The sequence below is a fragment of the Arthrobacter sp. R1-13 genome (assembly GCF_054161475.1).
In genome coordinates, this window is the sequence record NZ_CP096420.1 from 1,856,633 (window position 1) to 1,882,400 (window position 25,768).

At 63.4% G+C, this 25,768-nt stretch carries 22 protein-coding genes; 15 read left to right on the forward strand and 7 right to left on the reverse strand.

What is annotated here, in order from left to right:
* Positions 1 to 157 precede the first annotated feature (157 nt).
* Positions 158 to 1,288, forward strand: coding sequence for a class I SAM-dependent methyltransferase (locus tag M1D88_RS08490; RefSeq protein WP_458114077.1), 1,131 nt, complete (start codon positions 158 to 160; stop codon positions 1,286 to 1,288).
* Between the two features lie 3 nt (positions 1,289 to 1,291).
* Here M1D88_RS08490 and M1D88_RS08495 read toward each other — a convergent pair whose 3' ends face one another.
* Entirely contained in the window at positions 1,292 to 1,711 is a 420-nt protein-coding gene (locus M1D88_RS08495) for a VOC family protein (protein WP_458114078.1), read from the reverse strand.
* A gap of 140 nt (positions 1,712 to 1,851) precedes the next feature.
* Positions 1,852 to 2,877: a non-homologous end-joining DNA ligase gene (gene ligD, locus M1D88_RS08500; protein ID WP_458114079.1), complete on the reverse strand. Its 1,026-nt coding sequence runs from the start codon at positions 2,875 to 2,877 to the stop codon at positions 1,852 to 1,854.
* 110 nt (positions 2,878 to 2,987) lie between these two features.
* Here ligD and M1D88_RS08505 point away from each other — a divergent pair, with 110 nt between their 5' ends.
* The gene (locus M1D88_RS08505) at positions 2,988 to 3,653 is read left to right on the forward strand and encodes an alpha/beta hydrolase family protein (protein WP_458114080.1); all 666 of its coding nucleotides are present in this window, start codon (positions 2,988 to 2,990) and stop codon (positions 3,651 to 3,653) included.
* Positions 3,654 to 3,687: 34 nt separating this feature from the next.
* On the opposite strand, the gene M1D88_RS08510 is transcribed toward M1D88_RS08505, so the two are convergent.
* Positions 3,688 to 4,275, reverse strand: a complete 588-nt coding sequence (locus M1D88_RS08510; protein ID WP_458114081.1) for a helix-turn-helix domain-containing protein — start codon at positions 4,273 to 4,275, stop codon at positions 3,688 to 3,690.
* Positions 4,276 to 4,353: 78 nt separating this feature from the next.
* On the opposite strand from M1D88_RS08510, the gene M1D88_RS08515 reads away from it, so the two are divergent.
* Positions 4,354 to 5,283 carry an NAD(P)/FAD-dependent oxidoreductase gene (locus tag M1D88_RS08515; protein WP_458114082.1) on the forward strand — a complete coding sequence of 310 codons (930 nt, stop codon included), beginning with the start codon at positions 4,354 to 4,356 and terminating at the stop codon, positions 5,281 to 5,283.
* Between the two features lie 65 nt (positions 5,284 to 5,348).
* A complete protein-coding gene (locus M1D88_RS08520) occupies positions 5,349 to 5,600 on the forward strand; it encodes a hypothetical protein (protein ID WP_458114083.1) in 252 nt (83 codons plus the stop codon).
* 21 nt (positions 5,601 to 5,621) lie between these two features.
* On the opposite strand, the gene M1D88_RS08525 is transcribed toward M1D88_RS08520, so the two are convergent.
* Positions 5,622 to 7,799, reverse strand: a complete 2,178-nt coding sequence (locus M1D88_RS08525; protein WP_458114084.1) for an elongation factor G-like protein EF-G2 — start codon at positions 7,797 to 7,799, stop codon at positions 5,622 to 5,624.
* A gap of 293 nt (positions 7,800 to 8,092) precedes the next feature.
* Between M1D88_RS08525 and M1D88_RS08530 the strand changes: the two genes are divergently transcribed.
* A complete protein-coding gene (locus M1D88_RS08530) occupies positions 8,093 to 11,962 on the forward strand; it encodes a family 43 glycosylhydrolase (protein ID WP_458114085.1) in 3,870 nt (1,289 codons plus the stop codon).
* A gap of 357 nt (positions 11,963 to 12,319) precedes the next feature.
* Here M1D88_RS08530 and hrpB read toward each other — a convergent pair whose 3' ends face one another.
* The gene (hrpB, locus tag M1D88_RS08535; protein WP_458114086.1) at positions 12,320 to 14,965 is read right to left on the reverse strand and encodes an ATP-dependent helicase HrpB; all 2,646 of its coding nucleotides are present in this window, start codon (positions 14,963 to 14,965) and stop codon (positions 12,320 to 12,322) included.
* A gap of 94 nt (positions 14,966 to 15,059) precedes the next feature.
* On the opposite strand from hrpB, the gene M1D88_RS08540 reads away from it, so the two are divergent.
* The 4 genes from M1D88_RS08540 to bsaP all read left to right on the forward strand — a co-directional run bounded on the left by M1D88_RS08540 (position 15,060) and on the right by bsaP (position 17,957).
* Positions 15,060 to 15,320, forward strand: coding sequence for a hypothetical protein (locus tag M1D88_RS08540; RefSeq protein ID WP_458114087.1), 261 nt, complete (start codon positions 15,060 to 15,062; stop codon positions 15,318 to 15,320).
* Between the two features lie 24 nt (positions 15,321 to 15,344).
* Positions 15,345 to 15,941 (forward strand): 2'-5' RNA ligase family protein, encoded by a 597-nt coding sequence (locus tag M1D88_RS08545; protein ID WP_458114088.1) that lies wholly within the window; start codon positions 15,345 to 15,347, stop codon positions 15,939 to 15,941.
* Positions 15,942 to 16,692: 751 nt separating this feature from the next.
* Complete coding sequence (bioB, locus tag M1D88_RS08550) at positions 16,693 to 17,715, forward strand: biotin synthase BioB (protein WP_458114089.1); 1,023 nt, start codon at positions 16,693 to 16,695, stop codon at positions 17,713 to 17,715.
* Positions 17,712 to 17,957 (forward strand): biotin synthase auxiliary protein BsaP, encoded by a 246-nt coding sequence (gene bsaP, locus M1D88_RS08555; RefSeq protein WP_458114090.1) that lies wholly within the window; start codon positions 17,712 to 17,714, stop codon positions 17,955 to 17,957. The genes bioB and bsaP overlap by 4 nt, the downstream gene beginning before the upstream one ends.
* On the opposite strand, the gene M1D88_RS08560 is transcribed toward bsaP, so the two are convergent.
* Positions 17,946 to 18,953: a LysR substrate-binding domain-containing protein gene (locus M1D88_RS08560; protein ID WP_458114091.1), complete on the reverse strand. Its 1,008-nt coding sequence runs from the start codon at positions 18,951 to 18,953 to the stop codon at positions 17,946 to 17,948. The genes bsaP and M1D88_RS08560 overlap by 12 nt on opposite strands.
* Positions 18,954 to 19,049: 96 nt before the next feature.
* On the opposite strand from M1D88_RS08560, the gene M1D88_RS08565 reads away from it, so the two are divergent.
* The 6 genes from M1D88_RS08565 to M1D88_RS08590 all read left to right on the forward strand — a co-directional run bounded on the left by M1D88_RS08565 (position 19,050) and on the right by M1D88_RS08590 (position 23,825).
* Positions 19,050 to 20,339 (forward strand): MFS transporter, encoded by a 1,290-nt coding sequence (locus tag M1D88_RS08565; RefSeq protein WP_458114092.1) that lies wholly within the window; start codon positions 19,050 to 19,052, stop codon positions 20,337 to 20,339.
* 149 nt (positions 20,340 to 20,488) lie between these two features.
* A complete protein-coding gene (locus M1D88_RS08570; protein ID WP_458114475.1) occupies positions 20,489 to 21,556 on the forward strand; it encodes a sulfite oxidase in 1,068 nt (355 codons plus the stop codon).
* A gap of 21 nt (positions 21,557 to 21,577) precedes the next feature.
* Positions 21,578 to 22,054, forward strand: a complete 477-nt coding sequence (locus tag M1D88_RS08575; RefSeq protein WP_458114093.1) for an NUDIX domain-containing protein — start codon at positions 21,578 to 21,580, stop codon at positions 22,052 to 22,054.
* Between the two features lie 85 nt (positions 22,055 to 22,139).
* Positions 22,140 to 22,733 carry a sulfite oxidase-like oxidoreductase gene (locus tag M1D88_RS08580; protein ID WP_458114476.1) on the forward strand — a complete coding sequence of 198 codons (594 nt, stop codon included), beginning with the start codon at positions 22,140 to 22,142 and terminating at the stop codon, positions 22,731 to 22,733.
* Between the two features lie 10 nt (positions 22,734 to 22,743).
* Positions 22,744 to 23,481 carry an FAD-binding oxidoreductase gene (locus tag M1D88_RS08585; RefSeq protein WP_458114094.1) on the forward strand — a complete coding sequence of 246 codons (738 nt, stop codon included), beginning with the start codon at positions 22,744 to 22,746 and terminating at the stop codon, positions 23,479 to 23,481.
* Entirely contained in the window at positions 23,478 to 23,825 is a 348-nt protein-coding gene (locus M1D88_RS08590) for a DUF6510 family protein (protein WP_458114095.1), read from the forward strand. Before M1D88_RS08585 ends, M1D88_RS08590 begins: the two co-directional genes overlap by 4 nt.
* A gap of 34 nt (positions 23,826 to 23,859) precedes the next feature.
* Here the strand turns inward: M1D88_RS08590 and ggt are convergent, their stop codons facing one another.
* Entirely contained in the window at positions 23,860 to 25,707 is a 1,848-nt protein-coding gene (gene ggt / locus M1D88_RS08595; protein ID WP_458114096.1) for a gamma-glutamyltransferase, read from the reverse strand.
* Positions 25,708 to 25,768: the final 61 nt, after the last annotated feature.

Sequence of the window (25,768 nt, forward strand, 5' to 3'; positions counted from 1 at the left end):
TCACATTGCCGGCTGGTAAGGACCGCTGTTCTGCATGATTTGACCCATGCCCGACAGGAAAAGATGAGGCGGATGCCCGACGAAGGGGCAGGGTCCAGGCACGTACTTTCGAGGTATCGGATTCATTAGTCCGTCCAACAGCCGAGAAAGGACCATCATGACCACGCTCGAAGAGCCAACAATCCAGGGTTCTGCCATAACCGCTGAATCCGGCGTCACTGCTGAGGCAACAGAGGCCGCCGCCGAGAGGTTGGTGGACATCCTTAACGATGGGGCCGCGGCGGTGCTCGCAAGTATTGGCCACCAAACAGGCCTTTTTGACACCCTCGCGACGCTGCCGGCTACCACCAGTGAGCAGATTGCCGATGCAGCAGGATTGCAGGAGCGCTATGTGCGGGAATGGCTCGGCGGCATGGTTACCGCCGGGATCGTGCAGTATGAACCCGCTTCCCGCACGTATCTGCTGGATCCTGCCGTCACACCCTCGGTCAGCGGACCGGGGGTGGAGAACCTTGCCCGGACCCTGCAGTACGTCGCGCTGATGGGTGCCGTTTCCGGAAAGATTGCGGAAAGATTCAAAATCGGTGGCGGCCTTGGCTATGAGGACTACCCCGGCTTTGTCCAGTTGCAGGCGGCCGACAGCGGCTCGGTCCATGACGCTTCCCTGATCGACACCATCCTTCCATTGTCAGGCTGTATAGACCGCCTTAGTAGCGGGATCGACGTCGCCGATATTGCCTGCGGTGCCGGACACGCCGTCAACCTCATGGCCCAGGCGTTTCCCGCCAGCAACTTCACAGGATACGACTTCTTCGAAGAAGGGCTGATTGCAGGACGCGCCGAAGCTTCCCGGCTGGGACTGGACAATGTCCGGTTCGAAACCCGTGACGTCGCCTTACTCGATATCCGTGACGGGTTTGACCTGGTCACAGTCTTCGACGCCATACACGATCAGGCACATCCCGCCGCCGTCCTCAGAAATATCCACGAAGCACTCCGCCCGGGTGGGACGTTTCTGATGGTGGACATCAAGGCCTCGAGCAGGCTTGAGAATAACATCGGGCTCCCCTGGGCAACCTTCCTTTACGCCGTCTCCACGACCCACTGCACATCGGTTTCCTTGTCGCAGGGCGGCGATGGCCTCGGAACGGTCTGGGGTGTCGAACTGGCCGAGTCCATGGTTCGCGACGCCGGCTTCGAGCATATAGAGGTCAAGGATCTGGAGGAGGACCCCTTCAATGCTTACTTTGTGGCAACAAAGGCGGCGTCTGTGGTAGCCGGACGATAACTGCTAGGCGGACGGCGCCCCGGCGGCATTGACCAACCAGGAAACACCAAACTTGTCGGTGCACACGCCGAAGGTGTCACCCCACGGAGCCGGCTCGAACGGGACTGTGACCATACCGTCCGAAGAAAGCCGGTCCCAGTAACCCCGCAGTTCAGCTTCGTCCTCACCGCTGAGGGAGACAGAGAAGTTGTCACCCGGGTTGTAGTTCATGCCATTAGGTGTGTCCGCCCCCATCAGCACCATTCCCGAATCTGTGGTGAGCATGGCGTGCATGATCTTGTCCTGCTCACCAGGATCTTCGCTGGCCTGAAACTCGCCGAAAGTACTCATGGTGAGTTCCCCGCCGAAGACTGACTGATAGTAAGTCATAGCTTCGCGGGCGTTGTCGCGGAAGCCAAGGTAGGGGTTGAGGCGGGTTGGCATTTGGGATCTCCTTGGAGTCTGGCGGAGGCCCGGGCGGCGACAAAGCAGCGCGGCGGGCTGGGAACACTTCATATGGTGCCCCAATTCATGTGCCGTTCCTAGACCCTCACAGACACTTTCCGTGCCTGTCCAGCGGGTTGTCAGCCGGCAGCTTTTTTCGCCCGGCTGGGCTGGACCCGGGGCGGTTCACCGGGCATTTTCGGATAATCCGGAGGGAACGGGAGTTCACCCAGACCGGCGTCGATATCGCGCTGCCACCAGCCCAGGAGGGTGTCGATGTTCCCCGGCTTGGAGTGCATATCCGCCCAGGGGTCACCGGTTGTCTTCAACCGCTCGGGAACTGTCAGGATGGTGAATTGCCTGGGATCCACGCTTTCCAGTTCATCCCATTCAATCGGGCAGGAGACCGGCGCATGGGCAAGGGGCCGAGGACTGTAAGCCCCGGCCATGGTGCGGTCACGGTTGGCCTGGTTGAAGTCCACGAAAACCTTCACGCCTCGCTCTTCCTTCCACCAGGCCGTAGTGACCTTGTCCGGCATGCGGCGCTCAAGTTCGCGAGCCGCTGCAATGACCGCGTGCCTGACGTCCAGGAATTCCCGGGTGGCCTCGATGGGGGCGAACACATGCAGGCCGCGGTTCCCGGATGTTTTGATGAACGCAGTAAGCCCGGCTTCTGCCAGCACAGTTCTCAGCTCGATCGCCGCCGGGACGGCGTCGTCGAAGTCCGTTCCGGGCTGAGGATCCAGATCGATCCGCAGCTGGTCCGGGTTGTCCGAGTTATCCGCGCGGGACGGCCAGGGGTGGAAAACGATGGTGTTCATCTGCACCGCCCAGACAGCCGCCGCGGGTTCGTCGATGACCACCTGGGGATGGGTCCGCGCGCTCGGATAGACCACCTTGACGGACCGAATGAAGTCCGGTGCCCCCTTGGGAGGATTCTTTGAGAAGAACTGTTCGCCGTCGATATTCTCCGAGAAGCGCTGGAGCGTAATGGGGCGGCCGCCATTTGCCCTGACGAAGGATTCCCCCACGTCCACCATGAAATTGGCCAGATCCAGTTTGGTGATGCCAGGCTCCGGCCAGAGAACGCGGCTGGGACTCGATATCCGCATCTCCCGGGGACCGTTCGGACCGTCGACGGTGAGGGTGGTTGCTTCGCTCGCCATGGGAACAACCTACCCCGCAGAAGTAGCCACGTCAGCAGATCCGCCGTGTGGATGGCAGACACTCTTTGAGTTGGGTACGGCCGGGCAGCGGGTTCAGGCATTATTGAGGCATGCCCGTCCCCCAAATCCCCCTCAGCATCTCCGTTGGTGACAGTCCAGTTTCCGCGGCTTACGGACGTCCTGACAGTCCCTTCGCGACACTCGTGGTTGCCCACGGCGCCGGCGCCGGCATGGATCATCCGTTTATGGTCGGCTTCACGGCCGCCCTGGGTGATCAGGGTGTTGCCACCCTCCGCTTCAATTTCCCGTACCGCGAGGCCGGTAAGAAGTTCCCGGACAGGCCGCCGACGGCGATCGCGGCTTGGCGGGCGGCCATGGACGTCGCTTCGAAACACTCGGAAGGTGAGCCCTTGTGGGCGGCCGGCAAGTCCTTTGGTGGGCGGATGGCGTCAATGGCGGTTGCCGAAGGTATGCCGGCTGCCGGATTGATTTACCTCGGCTACCCCCTGCATCCTCCAGGAAAGCCCGAGAAGATCCGGGACGAGCACCTCTACGGCCTCACGCTGCCCATGCTCTTCCTCCAGGGAACGGGTGACCCCTTCGTGACGCCTGCCTTGCTTGAGTCTGTAGTCGCACGGATCGGCGACGCGGCGACGCTGAACTGGGTGGAGGGCGGAGACCATTCCTTCGCTATCAAGGGCTTCAAGCGCAGCCCTGAAGAAGTGGGGGCATCGCTCGCGAAGCCTGTGGCAGATTTTCTCCGCGGGCATTCCTGAGCAGCACTATGAGGCGAGCCAGGCCCGCCCATAATCACTCTTTGCTGGCCTTGGCACGTACATGCATCCTCTCCCCTTGTCCTCCGAATACACTCAGAACTTCTGCCGGCTGGTCTCCTGTACTGCCGAACCAGTGAGGTACGCGGGTATCGAATTCTGCTACTTCACCTGCCCGGAGGACGAGGTCATGGCTGCCCAGAAGCAGTCGCATACGGCCGGAAAGAACGTACAGCCATTCGTATCCTTCGTGAGCCTTGAGGTCCGGGTCGGCTTTGGAGATGGGAATGATTATTTTCCAGGCCTGCATCCCGCCCGGCTGTCGGGTCAACGGTACGACTGTCCGGCCGTTCGCCTTATGGGGTTTGAGACGGATCCGGGGGTCCCCGATTTCGGGTGCCCCCACCAGCTCTTCCAATGGCACGCGGTAGGCCTGGGCCAGCGGGAGGAGCAGCTCCAAGCTTGGACGGCGTTGCCCTGTCTCCAGACGCGACAGGGTGCTCTTGGAGATACCGGTAACTGCGGAGAGACCGGTCAGCGTGACGCCACGCTGCATTCGTAGTCGTTTGAGGCGCACTCCAACCTGATCGAGCGCCGCAGCAATCAATTTCGTCGTGTCATTCACAGAACCATCCAACCTTCGTTTCCCGGAAACAGCAACGTTTGTTGTCGGAACAGGAACCCGGGGCCCAGCCTTGGAGACATGAACGATTTTGATGTAGTCATAGTGGGCGGTGGCGCTGCAGGACTGTCAGCCGCATTGGTGTTGTCCCGAGCCCGACGCAAGGTTCTGGTGGTGGATTCAGGGGCGCAACGCAACTCCCCTGCCTCCCATATGCACGGGTTCCTTTCGCGCGATGGCCTGCCTCCCGCCGAGCTTCTGGTGATTGCCCGCCAGGAGGTGACGGGCTACGGTGCCCACGTCTTGAACGGTGAGGTCACAGATCTCGTTGCTTGCGGAAAGTCTCGATTCCAAGCGCTGCTTTCCGGCGGGAGGCGGATTGCGACCCGGCGTCTTCTGGTGGCCACCGGGCTGCAGGACGAGCTGCCCGGCATTCCGGGCCTCGCCAACAGATGGGCGCGGGACGTTCTGCATTGCCCTTACTGCCACGGCTATGAAGTCCGTGACCGGCAGCTGGGTGTTCTGGGCGGCGCACCGGATGCGGTCCGTTACGCCCAGATCGTCCGCCAGTGGGCCAAGGATGTCGTGTTGTTCGTGCCCGCTGAATCGCTGACCAACGTTCACCGCTCGGAGCTGGTTGCCCGGTCGATAGGCATCGTCGAAGGCGATGTCAGACGGGTCGTCGTTGAGGACGATCATCTCTCCGGCGTCGAAATGGAAGACGGGGCCATCATCCGACGGGACGCACTGTTCGTGCCGCCGCGCTTCATCCCGAACAACAGCCTCCTCATCGGTCTCGGCTGCGAACTGGATGAGGCAGGCTGGGCCGTCCGGGACAGTAGCGGCCGCACCACTGTTCCCGGCGTCTGGATAGCCGGGAATGTTGCCAACCCTCGAGCTCAGGTGATCACGGCCGCCGGGGAAGGATCCGCCGCAGCCATGGCCATCAACGCGGACCTCGTCGAGGAGGACATCCGAAACGCCGTCCGCGATTTCAACAGGGGATTTTGACAGGCAGCAACTTGCCCTTCCCCACTTCGTCCCGCCCACTGCCTGCAAGACTCCGAGGAGAACCTATGTCCATCCAGTCAACGTCAACCCGTCCCGCACAGCCCAACAAACATCAGCTCGCGCTGATGATCTGGCTGGCTGTGTTCCCCACCCTGACCCTCATCAACCTGGCTTTCGGAGAGTGGCTCGGGATCCTGCATCCTGTACTGCGGACCTTCGTGCTGGCCACAGTTGCGGTTCCCATCGTCATTTACGGGATCATGCCGCACCTTCACCGCCTGCGCGCACTGCTGCTGAGCCGAGCCGCACGCCGCTGACCTCCGTTTGGGGAGGAAGCGTCAGGCTTTCACAGATGCCGGAATCGCATTCGACGGGACCGGATCATGGCGGACGTACCGGCGGCTAAAGCGTCCAGTGCCTGCGGTCAGGGCGCGCAACTCCACGGCGTACTTCAGCAACTCCTGGTCCGGAACCTCGGCGCTGATCTCGGTCATGTCTCCGACGGACGTTGTTCCAGTTAGTCTCCCCCGCCGCGATGACAGATCACTCATAACGGCACCGACGTAGTCATCTGACACGGTAATAGTCACGGCTGAAACCGGCTCAAGCAGCTGAATGCGGGTGGCCGAAGCCGCCTCCCGCAGGGCAAGCGCGCCCGCCGCCTGGAAGGCGGCGTCGGAGGAGTCAACGCTGTGGGTTTTGCCGCCCACGAGCGTGACGCGGATATCCACCACAGGGAAGCCGGCTGCTACCCCTTTTTGCATCTGCGTCCGGACTCCCTTCTCCACAGATGTTATGTAAGGTCCCGGGATCACGCCGCCAACGGTCTTGTCCACAAACTCAAAGCCGGATCCGCGGTCCAGCGGCTCCACCTCGACGTCGCATACGGCGTATTGCCCATGGCCGCCGGACTGTTTGACATGCCGGCCGTGGCCAGCCGAGGGAGCCGCAAAGGTCTCGCGCAGCGGAGTCACCACCTCCACTGTCTGCAGCTTCACACCCTGCTCCCTCAACCGGTCCAGCACCACTTCAGCGTGCGCCTCGCCCATGCACCACAGGATCAGCTGATGGGTTTCGGAGTTGCGTTCCACCCTGAGGGTCGGATCGCCGGCGGCAACCTTGCCGAGGCTTTTCGCAAGGGCATCCTCGTCGCCATGGGAAGCCGCCTCGATGGCCACAGGCATCATAGGTTCGGGCATATCCCAGGCCTCCACCAGCAACGGCCGCTCACGCGAGGAAATGGTGTCCCCGGTTTCGGCGTTCCCGAGTTTTGCCATCGCGCAAATGTCACCGGCAACACAGAAAGGCACAGGCCGCAGGGATGCGCCGATGGGCGCGTACAAGTGGGTGATGCGCTCGTCGCTGTCGTGATCGAGGTGTCCGCGATCCGCCAGTCCCCGCCCGCCTACGTGAATTGCCGAGTCCTCCCGCAGGGTGCCCGAGAAAATGCGCACGAGGCACACACGTCCCAGGAACGGATCGATGGTGGTCCGCACCACTTCGCCCACCAGTGGACCCTTGGGATCGCAAGTCAGCTCCACTGTGGAGGTACCGTCGACCTGCCTGACCACCGGAAGCTCCCGCTCCGCCCCGGACGGAAATCCGCCGCGCAGGACCTCAAGCACTTCCAGCATTCCGACACCGGATTCAGCGGCGGTGGCCAGCACTGGAAAGAAGGAACCACGGGCGACGGCGGTCTCCAGATCGGCAACGAGGACCTCAAGGGGGACCTCTTCACCCGCCAGATACCGCTCCATCAGAGTTTCGTCCTCGCTTTCGGCGATGATTCCTTCGATGAGCGCTCCGCGAGCCTCTTCCGCGACGGCCAGTTCGCCGTCGTCGGCTTCCCGTACCTGGCGCTCCGCGCTGCCGTCCGTGTAGGTCGATACGGTCCTCGACAACAGGCCGAGCAGACTGATCGACCCGGCGCCGGAGGACAGCGGCAAATACAGCGGCAGTACGGAATCGCCGAACGCCCGCTGGCAGGCCCCTAGGGCTGCGTCAAAATCGGCGCGCGGATGATCGAGGCGGCTGATCACCACCGCACGCGGCATCCCGGCGGCTTCGCATTCCCCCCAGAGTGCGATCGTGGCGGTGTCGATCTCGTCAACGGCTGACACAACGAAAAGCACTGCGTCCGCCGCCCGGAGCCCTGCACGCAACTCACCAGTGAAGTCCGGGTAGCCGGGAGTGTCCAGCAGATTCACTTTGATGTCGTCAAAAACCACGGGCACGACGGCGAGAGCCACTGAGCGCTGTTGGTGGATCTCTGAGGGATCGGCATCGCTCACGGTGGTGCCGTCGGCTATGGAACCCATCCTGGTGATGGCACCGGTCGCGGCCAGCAGGCCCTCCACCAGCATCGTTTTCCCCGCGCCCGAGTGCCCCACCAAGGCAACATTGCGGATTTGCTCCGGGCGCTCTGCCGGCGACCAGGTGGAGGCGTCCGAGCGGCGCGGGTCCCCATTGCCCCGGCCCGAACTTCTCGCCGGGCTCTTTGCTCCTTTTCCCGACATGTGCATCTCCTGCGTGTCCGTGCGCCTTTTGTCTTTGTTAAGGATTGGACACCCTGAGGCACCTGAACAGCAAGAGGGGCCCCGAAGGCTTAACCAAGGTGGGTCTTTGCTTTGGCATCGATTCCAGCAACCCGGGCTTGCACTGGGTGTTCTGGTGTTCTGCTGTGATCATTTCAGTTCGAAAGTGTGCTTTTTGTTGTTTTGGGGGAAACCGCAGGATTAGCTGTGGGCGGGACAAACGGGTGCGACGACGCACCCGGCAAACAAGACCGCACGCACCTGGAGAACCAATCATGATCAGACCCAGAGTCAGGGCCGCCCTGGCCGTAGTCGTGATGGTGGCCACCGGCCATCTTGGCATTGCGACGGTGCATGCCACCGAGCTTCCCACTCCCCCGCCGCAGAGCTCCTTCCTGCTCGCCTTCGGTTCCAACGCTGCCGGGCAGACGACCATCCCTGAAAGCCTCGCCAGGCAACCCCTGAAGGCCCTCGCAGCCGGAAACGGCCACACCATTGCTCTTACCAGCGCTGGCCGGCTCTCAGCATGGGGCAGCAACGTGCAGGGGCAGTCGACGGTACCCCTTAACGCTGAGCGGAAGTTTATGGCGATTGCCGCCGGCGCCAGCCACTCCCTCGCCCTCAGCACGGACGGGAAAGTAGTCTCGTGGGGCGGAAATGCGTCCGATCAGGCAACTGTTCCCGAAGCGGCCCGCACCGGAGTTGCTGCCATCTCAGCGGGCGGAAGCAACTCTCTGGCACTCAAAACGGACGGAACCCTGGTGGGCTGGGGTGACAACGCCTTTGCCCAGAACCAGATTCCCGCATCCCTGGCAGGACAAACTATTAAGCAAATTGCCACGGGCGTCGGGTTCAACGTGGCGTTGACGTCCGAGGGCAAGATGACGGCCTGGGGCAGGAGCGATTACGGACAGATCGAGCTTCCCGCAGCTATAGGCACAGCGAACATCAAGGCCATTTCCGCCGGAGTGACACACTCGCTGGCTCTCACTGATACAGGGGCAGTGCTGGCGTGGGGCTCGAACACCTACGGGCAGCTCAACGTGCCGGCTGAGCTTGGTTCCGAAAAGGTGACGGCAATCGCGGCTGGCGGCTACCACAGCCTCGTCTCCACCGAGTCAGGAAAAATTTACGCCTGGGGAGACAACAACGCGGCGCAAAGCACAGTTCCGGCGGGGTACGGACCCAGGATCGTGGCGATGGCCGCCGGGGAAGCGCACAGCGTGGTCTTTACCCGACCGGATGACGATAGCGCCCCTGCCGCCGTCGTTCTTCCTGGTTCGCCAGCAAGCGGTGCGCCCCTGGATCCGGCGAATGGAATGACCGGCTTTATAACTGCAGCCGTGACGTATGGAGCTGTGCCGTATCTTGCGGGTGCAGCCCTGCTGCTGTCCGGAGCCTGCATGGTGGCATTCCACTCCCGGCGGCCACATCACTCGAGGCGGATTGTGGGCGCGGCGCTGACAGCCGCTGTCGGAGCCGCATTGCTGGTGCCGGCGTCGCCCGCATTGGCCGAGGAGTCAGTCCCGCTGGCGAAACCCAGCCTCGAACAACTGGTGGCGGCCGACGGCGCACTCTACTTCGCGAACAGCGGAGCCACTGTGACAGACAAAGTTGCTCCCGGCGACACCATGGGAATCTATCAATCCCGCTCGGACCAGGCCTTCGGGCCCGACGCCAAGACCGGCGGCAGCTGGGGCTTCGTTTCCGACGCCTTCTCCAATCCGAAACGCAACACCAACAGCACGCTCGGAAAATACGACTCAATCCTGTACGACGCACCGCCCGCAGGCTCTGTACTTTCGAGCCGGGCAGTGAAGTACGACTTCGCGCTTCCCAACGGGAACTACGACGTCACGTTCGGCTTCACGTTGCCCGGCGGGTGGGCCGGACGAACGCTGGACCTGATGGCGGAAGGCCAGGTCCTCGGAACTGCAGCCACGAGCAGCGCAGGGCTGGAGAAGACCTTCAACAGCGTGGCCGTCACCGACGGCATGCTCAGCCTGCAGGCCCACAGCCAGGCCGGCCGCACCAACACGTTCCACGATCCGGCCCTGAACTTCATCGTGATCAGGCAGCCCCTGGACTACACACCGGAACTGCTTGCAGAGAAAATCCGCCAGGCGACGCTTACTCCCGAACAAGCGTCCCTGTATGCGGCGGACTCAGTGGCTGCCCTCAGGGAGAAGCTGGCCGCGGCACAGTCCCTGGTGGATACTGGCTCGGCCGACGCGGCCGCCAACAAGGCAGCCTACGAGGCCATTGGGGCGGCAACCGCCGGGCTGAGGAAGCTTGTCACCTACGATTCCTTCAACCCCGGCCAGCCTTGGCTCGATAACAATGGCCGCGCCATTCAGGGCCACGGAGGCCAGGTGATCCCGTCCAAAGACGCGCAGGGGCGGACCATCTACTACTGGTACGGCGAAGACCGTACTCAGGGCTACCAGCCCATGGCTGGCCTTCACGGCTACTCCTCGTACGACCTCTACAACTGGAAGGATGAAGGACTGGTCCTGAAGACCGCAGAAACCCGCGCCCAGCTGGACACTGATCCCTACTTCACCGCTCTCTACGCAGACTACACAACGCACGAGAAAGACGCTGTGTTCAGGGACTTGGACAGCAAGGGTGCGGGCAACGCCGTGGGCCGAGCCATCGTCCTTGAGCGCCCCAAGGTGATGTACAACGAGTCAACCGGCAAGTGGGTTCTTTGGGTACACACTGATGGCCCGTCAACAACCTCGAATGCCCAGTACGCCAAGGCAACCGCCGGTGTCGCCGTCTCAGACACCCCGTTCGGCCCGTTCCGTTACGTGGACAGCTACCGCCTGGACCGCATTTCCGCGGACAACCCGAACAACCAGTACCCGTCGCAACTCGGAATGGCCCGCGACATGAACCTCTTCAAGGACGATGACGGCACCGGCTACATCATCTATTCCAGTGAAGAGAACCGGACCATGTATGTGTCCCGGCTGAACTCCAGCTACATGTACCTGAATGTCCCGTGGCACCGCTCGGTGGAGGGGGTGGACTTCAGCCGTAACTTCCAGGGCGTGGCCCGTGAGGCTCCCGCCATGTTCAAGTACGACGGCACGTACTACCTGATCACCTCGGGCGCTACCGGCTGGGATCCCAACCCTGCACGGTACGCGACGTCCCCCACGCCCATCGGGCCGTGGACGCAGCACGGCAGCCCCGCCGTTGGGCCCGGCTCGGAAACAACCTTCCGCACCCAAAGCACCTCAGTGATCCCGATTGACCCCGCGGCAGGAAAATTCATCTACATGGGCGACCGGTGGATACCTTCGGACCTCGGAAACTCACCCATGGTTTGGCTCCCGCTCACTTTCGGGGCTAACGGTGACCTGAGCTTCCGCTGGACGGACCGCTGGACCCTGGCAGACCTGGAGAACCGGGGCAAGTTCACTGTGGATATGGCTATGCCAGCCAGCGTTCCGCTGGGATCGGGGCCGTCCGCGCTGCCGGCTACCGCCGTTGTCACGCAGAACGGAAGTTCGACGACGTCGGCAGTCACCTGGACCGGCGCAGACTTCTCAGTACCGGGCTCGGCGACGGTGACTGCCACTTTCGCCTCCAACGGCCGCACCGCCAGCTACACCGTCCTGGTGGTGCCTTCCGGGCTGGTCTACTTCGCAGATCCGGGGTCGACTGACACCGCTGATTACGCCGCGATCCGGGGTGCGGCATCGGCAGCAGGCGCGCTCTCAAATTCGACTAAGGATCAGCCATTGGGAGCTGATCCCGGAACCGGCAAGACATGGGGCTATGACAATCCAGGCACAGCCACCGTGGGCGGCGACAACATGTTCGGCACCCTGCGGTATGTGACCAAGGAGTCCGCGCGGAAGGACGTCAGCTATGTGTTCGGCAACCTTGAGGCCGGCGCCTACACCGTTTACGTGGGGCTTTACGATCCCTGGGCACAGTATGCGCCGAACCGGGCCGCCAAAATCAGCATCAACGGCACCGTGGTTGATGCCAGCAGGCGGATCAGCGGAACCAACACCACGATGAAATACGCCGGGCACTCCCCTGATGGCGAAGGGAAACTGAAGGTGAATCTGGCACCCACCAGCCCCGACGACGTCCAGGTCAGCTGGATCATGGTGGTCAAGGGTTAGGAGCCCGGATAGCCGGCAGCACCTCCTGCCGGCTATCCCGCTTCACCCCGCCCCTCGCTCACCTTTCGCCCCCAAAACGCCGACCCTCCTTCACCTCTCGCCCCCAAAACGCCGACCCTCCTTCACCTCTCGCCCCCAAAACGCCGACCCTCCTTCACCTCTCGCAAGGAAATCGCAATCTACCTCAGTGGGGGTTCCTTCAACTCGGGGAAGATTGTCGCGAAACGTGAAGGAGCGTCCCCGTTTCAACCCCGAAACGTGAAGGAGCGTCCCCGTTTCAACCCCGAAACGTGAAGGAGCGTCCGCATTTCAACCGCGAAACGTGAAGGAGCGTTGCCGGACTGGCCCACGCTGGCCTCACATCCTGGACTTGACCTTCGCGGTGGCGGGAGCTGCCCACGGATCCTCCGGCCAGGGATGCTTCGGATAGCGCCCCCGCATTTCGGAGCGGACCTGTGTATAAGGACCGGACCAGAAGGAAGCAAGGTCATCCGTCACAGCCAACGGCCGCCTGGCTGGCGAAAGCAGGTGGAACAGGACAGCCACCTTGCCTCCCGCTAAACGTGGTGTTTCAGCCCAGCCGAAGCACTCCTGCAGCTTGACCGCAACCACCGGCCGGCCGTCGTCGTCTCCCACGGCCGGGTAGTCGATCCGAACCCGGGAACCGCTGGGCACTTCGAGCCACTCCGGCGCCAGCTCGCCCAGCCGCCCAGCTTCGGGCCAGGGCAGCAGTCGCCGCAACGGCTCCGTCAGGTCCATTCTGTTGGTGGGCGTTCCGCCTGCCAGTGCTTCCAGTTCGGGGGCCAGCCACTCTTGCAGCCGCGCCAGCAGAGCCGGTTCGGATACGTCAGGCCAGGGACTGCCGACTTCCCGGTGCAGCAAGGCGAGGCGGCGACGCAATCCCTCTGCCGCCGTCGACCATCCGATGGTTCCCAGTCCATCCTTCTGCAATGCCTGCGCCACAGCCGTGCGCCCCTCTTCCGCTGAGGGGCGCACCGGCGTCGACGTCAACGTGATTGTTCCCAGCCTGCGTTCCTTCCGCGCCGTGAGGCGGCCCTGGCTGAACTGCGCCTCTACTGTTTCGCTCAGAAGATGCCGGCCGGCGGCCTCCGCCAGTTCCTGGGACAGCGGCGCGGCGGAACGGATGACGGCGCCGGTACCGGCTGCGTCGCGGCCCTGGGCGCGCGACACCTCGGCTACTGCCAGCCATTCGTGTCCGGCCAGGGCACTGCCGGCAGGTAAACCGGCCCTGGTGCCGGATGAGAGCAGGTACCGGTCCGGACCTTGGCCGGGGACACGGCGCGCCAGACGATCCGGGAATGCGAGTGCGACGACGAAGCCCACCATTTCTGCCGCGCTCGCCGATACGGCGATCTCCGCCGCAAGTGCTTCAGGCACGACGTCGGATGCTTCCTCACGCACAATCGCCTCCATCCGCCGGACGTCCTCGGCCCAGCGTCGGGCAGCCGGGTCCTGGCCGCTCCGCAGGATGGTGAGAAGGCGGGTAAGATCCGCTCCGGGAGCGCGCTGGTCGCCGGAAACGACCGCCACGGTTTCTGAAGCAACCCGGCTGCCCACGGCAGCCGCTCCATCCAGCAGTGCACGTCCGAGGCGCGGGTCTGCAGGTATCCGGGCCAGAGTCTTGCCAAGATCGGTGGCCTGACCATCGGTTCCAACGGCGCCGAGTTCCTGGAGGACTTCCATGGCGTCGTCCATGGCGGCTGGGGGTGCCGTATCGGGAAGCGCCAGACCCCGGCCGCCGGGCGAACCCCAACAGGCAAGGACCAGAGCGGCACCCGTCAGATCAGCGACGGCGATCTCCGGGGCCTGGTGGGCAGGTGCGGCGCCGAAGGTCTTTTGGTCGTAACACCTGACTACCTGGCCGGGTCCTTGGCGGGCCGCACGTCCGGCGCGCTGATCGGCGGAGGCGCGGGAGCAGGACACCGTGACCAGTCCCGTCATGCCGCGGCTTGCGTCCCTTCGCGGTTCACGGGAGAGCCCGGCATCGATCACGAGGCGGACCCCGGGCACGGTCAGGGACGATTCCGCGAGCGCCGTCGAAACGATGATGCGTGGGGGGCCGCCGGGTTTCCGTCCCGTGACCGCCCGGTCCTGCTCCGCTGGGCTAACCTGCCCGTGAAGCTCCAGGACTTCCGCACCCACCTTGGCCCGCAGCCGGGAGGCGACGTAGGCGACTTCCCACGCCCCCGGGAGAAACACCAGTGCGTCCGTGTCCCTGTCTTTGGCCAGTGCCCGGGAGTGCGAGGCCGCAGCCGTGTCCGCCACGTGGTTCAGGAAAGCACTGGTGACTCCCCTGTCGTCCAGCCGCGGCAAAGCCGCTGGCGCCCATTCCACTTCCAGCGGGTACAGTGCGGACGGACAGTCGACCACCGGGGCCGGCCCGCCGTCGTCGTGGTTCCCGTCCTGGGCAGTTCCAAGCAGGGCGGCGAACCGGGGCGCGTCCAGGGTTGCGGACATGGCAACCAGCGTGAGGTCGCCCCGGAGTTGTCGGACCTCGGCGAGCATGCCGAGCAGCAGATCTGTTTCCAACCCCCGCTCGTGGACCTCATCCAGGACTACTGCGTCGGCCGACTCGAGCCCTGGGTCCGCAAGCAGACGGCGCAGCAGGATCCCCGGCGTGACAAACTCGATCAGCGTTCCGGGACCGGACTGGCGTTCCCCGCGGACGGTGTATCCGACGCGGTCGCCCACACGGCTGCCATCCAATGAGGCAAGGCGGCGGGCTGCCGAGCGGGCAGCCACCCGCCGCGGTTGGGTGACCACAACACGCGGATGGCGGCCCCCGGCCCGCATTTGGCCTGGAGCCTGACTGGACGCGAGGTTGGCGAGCAGCGGCGGAACGAGCGTGGTTTTGCCCGTGCCCGGAGGAGCCTGGACCACGGCCGTCCCGGCCGGACCTCCCGCCCGCAGCGCCCCGGTGAGCTCCCCCAGCGACTCGGCAAAAACCAGGCCTGCGCCGATGACAGCTAGATCGAAGGTCATCCGTCCATTGTGCCCGCAATCTTGATCCCCGATCTCAGCACGACTGCTACATGGGCGAGAATGGAGGTCATCCAACATGAAAGCGGGAAGACCATTGATCAATCTCCAGCAGGACTCCGAAGGCTTTATTCGGATGAACAGGCACTTCCCCGCCAGCGCCGCCATATCCATCACATTCACCGACGGGAGCGAGGAAGCAGTCACCGGCGCGCGGCTGAATGAGGCCTACGACGAAGCCTTGGCTGTGTATCGTGCCGAGAATCACCTGGACGCCAAGGGATACTCCCGCGGCCCAAAGAAGAAGGTGCAAGCCGGTATAGATTTCGTTCCGGTCCACCCTGGAATGTCGAACTAGCTCGAAGCAGGGGGCGGGATTCCTGTGCAGGTCCTTCCGCGCATCACGGTAGAGGTTCCGGTCCTGAGCATCGGCCGGGGATCCTCAGACTATGAGCACTTGGGCCGCTACGTCGACGCCTTGCGCCGGCCGCAGGGCCTGCACATGACACTCCTGCACCTTGGCGTTCTTGAGGATTTCAGCCAGGACGTTACAGATTGGACCAAAGGGCTCACCAGTGCGGAGGCTGCCACGCGCAAGACCGTGGCTTGGTTACAGACTCTGCCAGTTCTGGGGAGCTTCTCCGGCTGGGCCGCGAGACTGATTGTGCTGGGCGGCGGGAATGTGAGCGGCCTCGAGGTGGACGTGCCCGCTCATGTGCATGACTACCAGGTCTCCCTCGTGAAGGCGCTTCACGAATTACTGGAGGATCTGCTCGTGGATACTGTCGACGACTTCATCCTCAGCTCCCGGGCACTTGGCTTCCGGTACCCGCGTTGGACTCCGCATGTTGCCGTAGGCCGCCCAAAGACGAGGGGCGGCGGATCGTGGGTGATTGAACCCCTAGCCCTCGAGTTCGGCGAGTCCCGCATTAGGAACCAGCGCTTCCTTCCCGCGTTCGACGACGAGCAGGGCGCCTGACTGCCGACGCTCCTTCACGTCTCGCGGGTATTGTGCCGACGCTCCTTCACGTCTCGCAGGTTTTGTGCTGGCGCTCCTTCACGTCTCGCGGGTATTGTGCCGACGCTCCTTCACGATGCCGTTCCCGATACGGCCACGGAAAATGGCGCCGACTTGTCGGGCGTAGCTGGTATCAGTGAAATGGATGAGCCTCTTGGCAAGGGAAGCGTAAAGACCTGGCACGCAGATCAGGGGTGGGGGTCGATAGAGATTGAGGGCGTAGCCGCAGAGTGCTTCGCCCATTTCTCCTGCATCGTCCAGAGAGAACGAAGATCCTGAGCTTATGCCAGGCGAACTGGTGATGCTCACCTGGCACGAGGCGCAGCAGGATGAACTCTGGATCGTCGCAGACCGGATTGAAAGTTCCTGACGGAGTGCCATCCTGAATGCGGGAGGGGCTTTGCTCACGGGCCTTCTAGGGTCACCGGCATCGGACCTGTTCCGCGAAACGTGAGAGAGCGTCCCCAAAAAACCCGCGAAACGTGAGCGAGCGTCCCCAAAAAACCCGCGAAACGTGAGAGAGCGTTTGGCAAAAAACCCGCGAAACGTGAGAGAGCGTCCCCAAAAACCCGCGAAACGTGAGCGAGGGTCGGGGTTTGGGCGCACCCAAAGTCCCGGCTGCAGGCTTGTAGAAACCCGACAAAATCCCGGCAACGCAGGGGAACTAGCGTCGGCTGTGAGGTAAATCAGCAGCCAGCGCAAAGGACCATCAATGACGATTCAGGCAAACCTCCCGACGAGCTACGAAATCCTGGCGGTCGCCCGCAAGCAAGTCCTGGAGGAGGGCCGGGGCCTGACGCAGGAGCAGCTCGTGGACGTCCTGAGCCTGCCTGACGAAGCCCTCCCCGCTGCTCTGCAACTCGCCCACGAAGTGCGGCTCAGGCACTGCGGCGAGGACGTGGAGGTGGAAGGCATCATCTCGATTAAGACCGGAGGCTGCCCCGAAGACTGCCACTTCTGCAGTCAGTCAGGCCTGTTCGACTCTCCTGTGCGGGGTGTCTGGCTGGACATCCCGGAACTCGTCAAAGCCGCCAAGGAAACTGCCGCCACCGGCGCCACCGAGTTCTGCATCGTCGCCGCAGTCCGTGGCCCGGACATCAAACTCATGAACCAGATCAAGTTCGCGATTGACCGGATCAATGAAGCCGTGGACATCAACATCGCCTGCTCGCTGGGTATGCTGACCCAGCGGCAGGTTGACCAGCTGGCGGAGTGGGGGGTGCACCGCTACAACCACAACCTGGAAACGGCGCGCAGCTACTTCCCAGAAGTGGTGACGACCCACAGCTACGAGGAGCGGCTGGAAACCTGCAACATGGTCAAGGCCGCCGGCATGGAACTGTGCTGCGGAGCCTTGATCGGCATGGGCGAATCCCTGGAGCAACGCGCCGAACTTGCCGTCCAGCTCGCCGCACTTGAACCACACGAAGTCCCTTTGAACTTCCTCAATCCGAGGCCCGGGACCCCTTTGGAAAACCAAGGCATCATGGACGGCAAGGATGCCCTCCGCGCCATCGCCGCGTTCCGCCTTGCCATGCCCAGAACGGTACTGCGCTACGCGGGGGGCCGCGAACTGACCCTCGGCGACCTAGGCACCCGCGAAGGACTGCTGGGCGGCATCAACGCCGTCATCGTCGGCAACTACCTCACCACCCTGGGCCGTCCTGCAACAGCGGACCTCAGCCTGTTGGTCGAGTTGAATATGCCCATCAAGGAACTCCAGAAGTCACTGTGAGCGCCGGCGTACCGGCCCACTCGGACCACCTGGATCCGGCCGCCGGCAGCTTCTGCGGGCAGTGCGGGGAGCCCGACGACGGCGTCGCCGGCCCGGCATGGGATCCTCACCTTCGCTGCCGGGAACAGCTGGAACTTGAACCTCCGCGCTACTGCGGTCGCTGCCGCCGTCGGATGAAGGTTCAGGTGACGCCGCTTGGCTGGGCCGCTCAATGCGCCCGCCACGGAGTGTTATCCCGGTGAAAGGGAGTCAGTCTCCTTACCGGACCGGGTCCGGACCAGCCCTGCCAGCAGGCCCGGACCCTCAGTCAGCACCAACTCCCGGAACAGCCTCACTTGATCGGGTTCTGCATCGAAGCCGCCCCGCCGTTCCCGCCACGCCAGTCCGATTTCGCGGTACGCAAGCCCGGACTCCAAGGGAACATCGACCCACCCCAGGTTTCCCGTGTGGGGCGAAACATCCCGGGCTGGCTCCAACCCGTCGGGCGGCAGGATACTGACGCCCAGGTTCGCAGACACCAGTCCTCTGACCGTATGGGAATCCTGGCTTTCAAAGGCGATTCGGGGGCGGAAGCCCGCTTCCCTGAACAGGGCGTCAGTGAGTGAGCGCAAGCCATAGCCAGGGCCGAGAGCGACAAAAGGGTCCTGTCTGATGTCAGCAAGGCGCGCTCGACGGCGGCCCGCGAGAGGGTGTTGGTGGTGAACCACCAGGCCCAACGGTTCGCGATACAGGGCAGCGGAACCGATGGTGCGCGTGGCTGGTGCCACCGGGGCGGTGAGGGCAAGGTCGGCGGTACCGGCAGCAAGCTCAGCAAGGCAGCCATCCCTGGACCCCTGGCTAAGGTCAAACGCTGTCTGCGGATACCGGCTCCGGAATGCGCTGATGAGCAGCGGCAGGGTCGCCTCCCCAAAGGTGTGCTGGAAGGATACCGAGATCCTGCCCCGCACCACCTCCGATTGATGGCGGACCACGTCCAGTCCCGTCTGGAATTCATTGATGGCAGCCTCAACGTAGGGCAGCAGCGCCCGGGCTGCGGGCGTCAGCCGCACTCCACGGCCCTCGCGGATCAGCAGTTCCGTGCCCACAACGGCGCTCGCTCTGGCTAACGCGCGGCTGACAGTGGATTGAGGAATGCCGAGCAGTTCGGCCGTTTCGGTGACGTGCTGGGTCCGCCCCAATTCCGCAAGCACCGGCAGGAGCGGCAGAAGCTGCACCAGTTGTTTGTGTTCAATAGTCACGGCTACCGTCCCGCTCTGGAATCAATCCACTTGTGCGATTGATTCTATGAGAATCATGCATTGGAGGCATCCTTTTGCAAAACCTAGGCTGGATTCATGCCACACGTTCCGACGCACGCCGCCGTCCCCTCAAGTCCCGGCGACCCCGGGGACCTAGACTCAGGGGACGTACACTCCTGGGACGGGCACGCCAAGGGCTCGGTTGGGTACCGCAAAGCCCTGGCCGGGCTGGCCTTCGCGGGCGTGGCTACGTTCGCCCAGCTCTACTCCACCCAGGCCGTGCTGCCCATCATCGGGTCGGAACTCCGCATCACAGCAGCGGAGGCGGCGTTGACGATTTCCGTGGCCACCGTCGGACTGGCAGTCACAGTCATCCCATGGTCCTTCCTGGCCGACAGGATCGGGAGGGTACGGGCCATGTCCATAGGCATCTGCGCAGCCACCGTCCTGGGCCTGTTGGTCCCGCTGGCGTCCACCTTCCCCATGTTGCTGGGCCTGCGACTGCTCGAAGGGATGGCTTTGGGTGGCATTCCTGCCATCGCCATCGCCTACCTGAACGAGGAGGTCCACCGGGCACACGCAGCCCTCGCCGCGGGAAGCTACGTGGCAGGTACAACGCTGGGAGGACTTGCCGGCCGGCTGGTGGCAGGGCCGGTGGGCGAGCTCTGGGGATGGCGGGCGGCAGCCTTGGCTGTGTCTGTCCTGGCAACAGTGGCGGCCGTGCTGTTCCTGGTGCTGGTACCCAGGGCACGTGGGTTTGCGGCGGAACCGGCGGCCGGATTTCGGGCAGCATTGAAGACCCTGGCCGGTCATGGCCGCAACCCACGCCTGCTGGTGCTCTATGTTCAGGCTTTCCTGTTGATGGGCGGCTTTGTGGCCGTCTACAACTATCTGGGATTCCGCTTGTCAGGGGAGCCTTTCAGCCTGCCCGCCACCGTCATCAGCCTGATTTTCCTCGCTTACCTCTCAGGGACAGTCTCCTCGCGCTGGGCTGCAGGCCTGACCCTGAGGTTCGGCCGGCGGAACGTTCTCTTGGCAGGAATTGTCCTGATGGTCCTAGGGCTGGCGTTGACGCTGACCCAAGTACTGGTACTTATCCTGATTGGACTTCTCGTTTTTACCGGCGGCTTTTTTGCGGCCCACAGCATCGGAGCAGGCTGGACGGGCGTGATCGCATTGTCCGGCAGGGCACAGGCGGCATCGCTCTACAACCTCGCTTATTACCTCGGCTCCAGTCTCCTCGGCTGGGCAGGCGGACTCGTTTTCCAGTCGCTTGGCTGGAATGCCCTCGCCCTGACCGTTATGGGACTAGCGTGTACGACGGCGGCAATCACCGCCGTCGTACACACCCGTTCATATCGTGGCGGGATTGAGCAGCGGTCTTGACCCTCCACGCGTGGCGGCGTAGACCTGTGTTCAACGGAAGACCGGCCATCAATGGGGCCGGTCCTGAGCAGAATCGCAGCGCCATGACCGAGCAGCTACCCCGTTCCCAGTCCACGAATTCGGCAACCCCCGTCCCGCCGCCCCAACCGATGCCGCACGCGTCGCCCCCCACCCTGGGCCCGCTGACAACCGAGGAACTGCAGCTGTCAGCCAGGAACCACTCGATGCCGCTGGAGGCGCTGCAGAGGGACATCACTCCCCCGGGCCTGCATTACGTGCTCACCCACTTCGACATTCCCTTCATCGACATCAACTCCTGGCACCTGCGGATCGGCGGAGCGGTGGAGCGTTCCGTGGAGCTGAGTATGGCTGCACTGCGCAGGGACCCGATGATCAGCATCCCCGTGACCCTGGAGTGCGCCGGCAACGGGCGATCCCTGCTCACTCCCCGGCCCCTCAGCCAGCCCTGGGTGCTCGAGGGGGTGGGAACAGCGGAATGGTCAGGAGTTCCGCTTGCCTATTTGCTGGCCCAGGCAGGGGTGGACTCCGACGCCGTCGAGGTACTGTTCACCGGAATGGACTCTGGCGTCCAGGGAGGCGTTCCCCAGCGCTATGCACGGAGCCTGCCCATGGCGGAGGCGATGCGTCCCGACGTCGTGCTTGCCTACGCCATGAACGGCAGCGAACTCCCGCCCCAGCACGGCTACCCGCTCAGGCTCGTGGTGCCGGGCTGGTACGGCATGACCAGCGTCAAATGGCTCGAATCCATCCAGGTCCTGAGGCAGCCGTTTGAGGGATTCCAGCAGTCGGTCGCGTACCGCTACCAGGAGGACGCGGACGACGCCGGCACGCCGGTTTCGAGGATCCAGGTGCGTTCCCTGATGGTCCCTCCGGGTATTCCGGACTTCTTCACGCGCCGGCGGATCCTTCCGCATGGACCAGTGTTGCTGCAGGGCCGGGCGTGGTCCGGGGAGGGTGCCGTGAAGCGGGTGGAAGTAGGGATCGATGGCAAGTGGAGCGACGCCCAGCTGAAACCGCCGGCCGCACCTTTTGCCTGGTGCTCCTGGTCCTTGCCCTGGGTGGCGGATCCTGGCGAACACGAGCTTTCGTGCCGGGCCACGGATTCAACGGGGGCAGTGCAGCCACTTGAGCAAAATTGGAACTATCAGGGGCTGGCGAACAATCAGGTGCAGCGCATCGCAGTGACCGTTGATTAGCCCCGTTCGTCAGGAGCGCAAGTGACGGTTCGCAGCGCAGGCCTCCTGCTGTACCGGTGGAGCAAATCATCGGAGCTGGAAGTATGGATTGCCCACATGGGCGGACCCTTCTGGGCCCGTAGGAAGGATCATTCGTGGTCCATTCCCAAAGGCGAGTACCTCGACGACGAAAACCCCCTGGCAGCTGCGCTGCGCGAGTTTGCTGAGGAAATGGGCAGCCCCGCGCCGCCCGCTGATTACGTCGAACTTGGCATCTTCCGGCAACCCTCGGGAAAGCTCATCACGGCCTTCTCAGCGGAATCCGACTTCGATCCCGGGCGCGTTGTTAGTAACACCTTCTCATTGGAATGGCCTAAAGGATCCGGCACAGTCCGGGAGTTTCCCGAGATCGACGACGCGCGTTGGATAGGAGAGCATGAAGCACGGCTAAAGCTGGTGAAGGGCCAACTGCCCATCCTCGACGCGCTCATTCAGCGTGTCACGACGGGGAACCCGTGAATGTCTGGATACTCTCTGGCCGTTGGCATATCGTTGGGGAACCGATCGCAGTCCGACCGGCGGAGCTCCGTAGCGGAGGTACATGATGGGCATTATTTCGTCCGGTTTTCATGGAAGACGCCAGACCGGCAATCCGGCGCTACCACCGGGACAACACGAGACGGCCGACTTTCCTGTACTGACGGCGGGCCGTGCACCTGAGATCCTTACGCAGGACTGGGAATTCTTCATTGCCACCGAGCAGGGACGGCGGCACGTCTGGTCTTGGGATGCTTTTATGGCCCTTCCGCAAGTCGAAATCCGGACCGACATCCACTGCGTGACAAGCTGGTCCAAGCTTGGGACGACATGGCGCGGGGTATCGCTGGACACCTTGTTCGAAGAGGTGGAAACAACCTCGGAGTTCACCACCGCACATTCCTACGGTGGATATACGGCCAACGTTCCACTGCAGGACCTTCTGGAGGGCCGCGGGTGGGTGGCCTGGGAATTCGATGGACACCCCCTTGAACGCGCCCACGGAGGACCTGCCCGCCTCCTGGTGCCTCACTTGTACTTTTGGAAGAGCGCCAAGTGGATCAATGGCATCGAGCTGACACAGGACGATATTCCAGGGTTCTGGGAATCCAACGGCTACCACATGTACGGCGACCCCTGGCGGGAAGAACGCTACTCATGAGGCAGAACGCATGAGCACCTTGTGGCGCGTCGCGGACGTTGTCAGCGGGACTCCGGAAACTGAAACAGCCAGGACCATCGGGCTGCGGGTGGACGGCCTGATGGGCAACCTCGCCGGCCAGCATATCGATATCCGGCTCACGGCGGATGATGGCTACACAGCTGTCCGCTCCTACTCGGTGGCGACGGCTGGCATGGACGAGCTCCTCGAAATCACCGTGGACGAACTGGCTAACGGGGAGGTCTCACCCTACCTGGTCAGGCACCTGTCGGTCGGAGACCAGCTGGAAATCCGTGGACCCGTAGGAGGCTGGTTCGTCTGGCGGCCGACCAACACCAACCCGGTTCAGCTGATTGCAGGAGGATCCGGCGTCGTGCCCCTGATGTCGATGATCCGGGCTCACGAGGCATCTCCGAATCCGTCACAATTCCAGCTGCTCTACTCACTCAAATCACCGGCATCCGCATTTTATCGGGAGGAGCTGCTCACCCTGAGTCGGGAATCCCCCAAACTCAGTGTCGACTACGTCTACACGCGCGAAGCACCCCCGGGCTGGCCAACTGCTGCAAAAAGGCTTACGGCAGAAACACTGTTGGCGAAGATGCTTCCTGCTGACGATATGCCGGACTTCTTCATCTGTGGTCAAACAGTCTTTGTTGAGACGGTCGCAGAATGGCTCGTGCAGGCAGGCTATCCGGCGGCGTCCATCAAGACTGAACGCTTCGGCGGAACGGGAGGGACGCCGTGACTGTCAACAACAGCTCTGATGACGGGCGCGCTGAAGATCTGCGCATCGAGGACCAGGACATTGCCGGGACCGCACACAACCCAATCCCCCATCTCGACGGGAATGCGGCAGCAGGCGCACTCTGGGAACTCTTCCGCATTGACATCATTGCGGCGATCGGACGCTGCAATCACTGCGGCGCCATCCGGGCGTTCGGAGAGGCGTCGGTCTATGCCGACGGCCCGGGAATCGTTGTGCGCTGCAAATCCTGCGAGGGTGTCCTCCTGCGCCTGGTGGAGACTCCCACCCAGTTCTGGCTCGATCTGAGTGGCCTTAGCTACTTGCAGATCGATCGCGAGGACTAGGCGGGAGCTCTCCCTTCCAGGTCAGGCCCGGCGCTTACGGTGACGGTTTGACCACCATGGCCGAACCGCCCCCGCGCCTCACGGGCTCAGCCGCGGCAACCGTGCGTCCGTCGGGCAGGAACTCAATAGCTGTCGCTGCGCCGATCTGTGCTGCCGAGGTGAACGCGTCACCCGACGGCGTGAACAGGTGCCGGTAGGGCGTCAGCTGGCTTCCGTATGCCGCAATGAACTCAGGTTCTGCCGTGACCTTTTCGGTGTTCCGTTGCGATGCCCGCGGTGCCGCAAGAGCTTCCGGGGTGCTCATCCCCAGATCCACACGGTTCAGAATTGTCTGCAGAACCGTGGTGATGATCGTCGATCCCCCGGGCGAGCCGAGTGCAAGGAACGGCTTGCCGTCCTGGAGGATGATGGTGGGCGACATTGATGAGCGCGGGCGCTTCCCTGGCTCGATCCGGTTCGGATCCGTGGGACTGTACACGGTAGTGAAGTCCGTGAGCTCGTTGTTGAGGATGAATCCGCGCCCCGGTACAACGATGCCGGACCCACCGGTCTGCTCGATCGTGAGGGTGTACTCAACCACGTTTCCCCACTTGTCAGAGACAGTCAGGTTGGTGGTGGAGATGTTCTCAGTGTCGCTGTCATCGGCAAGCGCCGCGGCTGGAGCGGGGCACACGCCGTCGTATCCGGTGACGTCGCCGGGTGCGACGGGCTTCGTGGCAGCCTGCAGCGGATTGAGCTGGCACGCGCGCTCCTTGCCGAAGACGGCATCGGTGAGCTCTGCCGTCGGGACGTCCACAAACGCCGGGTCGCCCACATACTTGCCGCGGTCCGCGAATGCCAGGGCGCTCGCTTCGAGGTAGTGATGGTAGGCAGCAGGTATGTCCTTGGACGAGAGGTCAAACTGGGCCAGGATGTTCAAGGACTCTCCCACAGTGGTGCCGCCGCTGCTGGAGGGCGCCATGCCGTAGACGTCATAGCCGCGGTAGTTGACATGGGTGGGCGCCTGGTCCAGCACCCGGTAGCCGGCAAGGTCCGCCGCCGTCATGTGCCCCACAGGGACGGGCAGCGAGGTTGTGGGCGACTTCGGCGGGTTCTGAACGGTTGCCGCGATCTGCTCCGCGAGCGGGCCTGTGTAGAAGGCGTTCATGCCATGGCGGGCCAGTAGACGGTAGGTCTCGGCGAGGTCGTGGTTCTGGAAAACGGTGCCGACGGCGGGGGCATCCCCACCGGGCAGGAAGAGGCCGCTCGTTGAGGTGAAGGCCTCGAAGCGGAGCTTGTTGTCGAGGGTCTGCTGCCTGAAGGTATCGTCAACCACGAAACCGCGCGTAGCTACCTTGATTGCCGGCTTGAGTGCTTCGGAGAGCTTCACTGTGCCCCACCGCTCGAGGGCCCGCTCCCAGGTGGCCGGAGTCCCCGGAACACCCACGGAGACGCCGGATGTCACGAGCTCAGGGGTGAAGCGGTAAGGGCTGCCGGTGGGGTTGGCGGGCGTGATGGTCGCCGGGTTGATAAAGGCGTCGTTGGGCATGGCGGCCGGCGCGGTTTCGCGGCCGTCAATCGTACTGACCTCCCCGGTCTTCGCATCGTAGAAAACGAAGTAGCCTCCGCCGCCGATGCCCGCACTATATGGCTCGGTGACGCCCAGGGTTGCCGCTGCGGCGACGGCCGCGTCCGCAGCGTTTCCGCCCTTACGGAGAACCTCGATTGCGGCAGCAGACGCCTCCGGGTCCACAGTGCTCACAGCGCCGCCGTACCCCTTTGCTGTTGCGGTCTTTTCAGTCTCCCGGGGATCGGCAAAAGCGGGGCTCCCGACAGCACCGCTCGTGACGCTCATAGCCAACACTGCCGTGACGGCAGCCAATCGACGTCTCACATAAGGCATGGTTTCTCCCGAGTCAGAGTGATGCGAGTTGAAGGTGTGGGCCACGTTACTACGCGGCGGT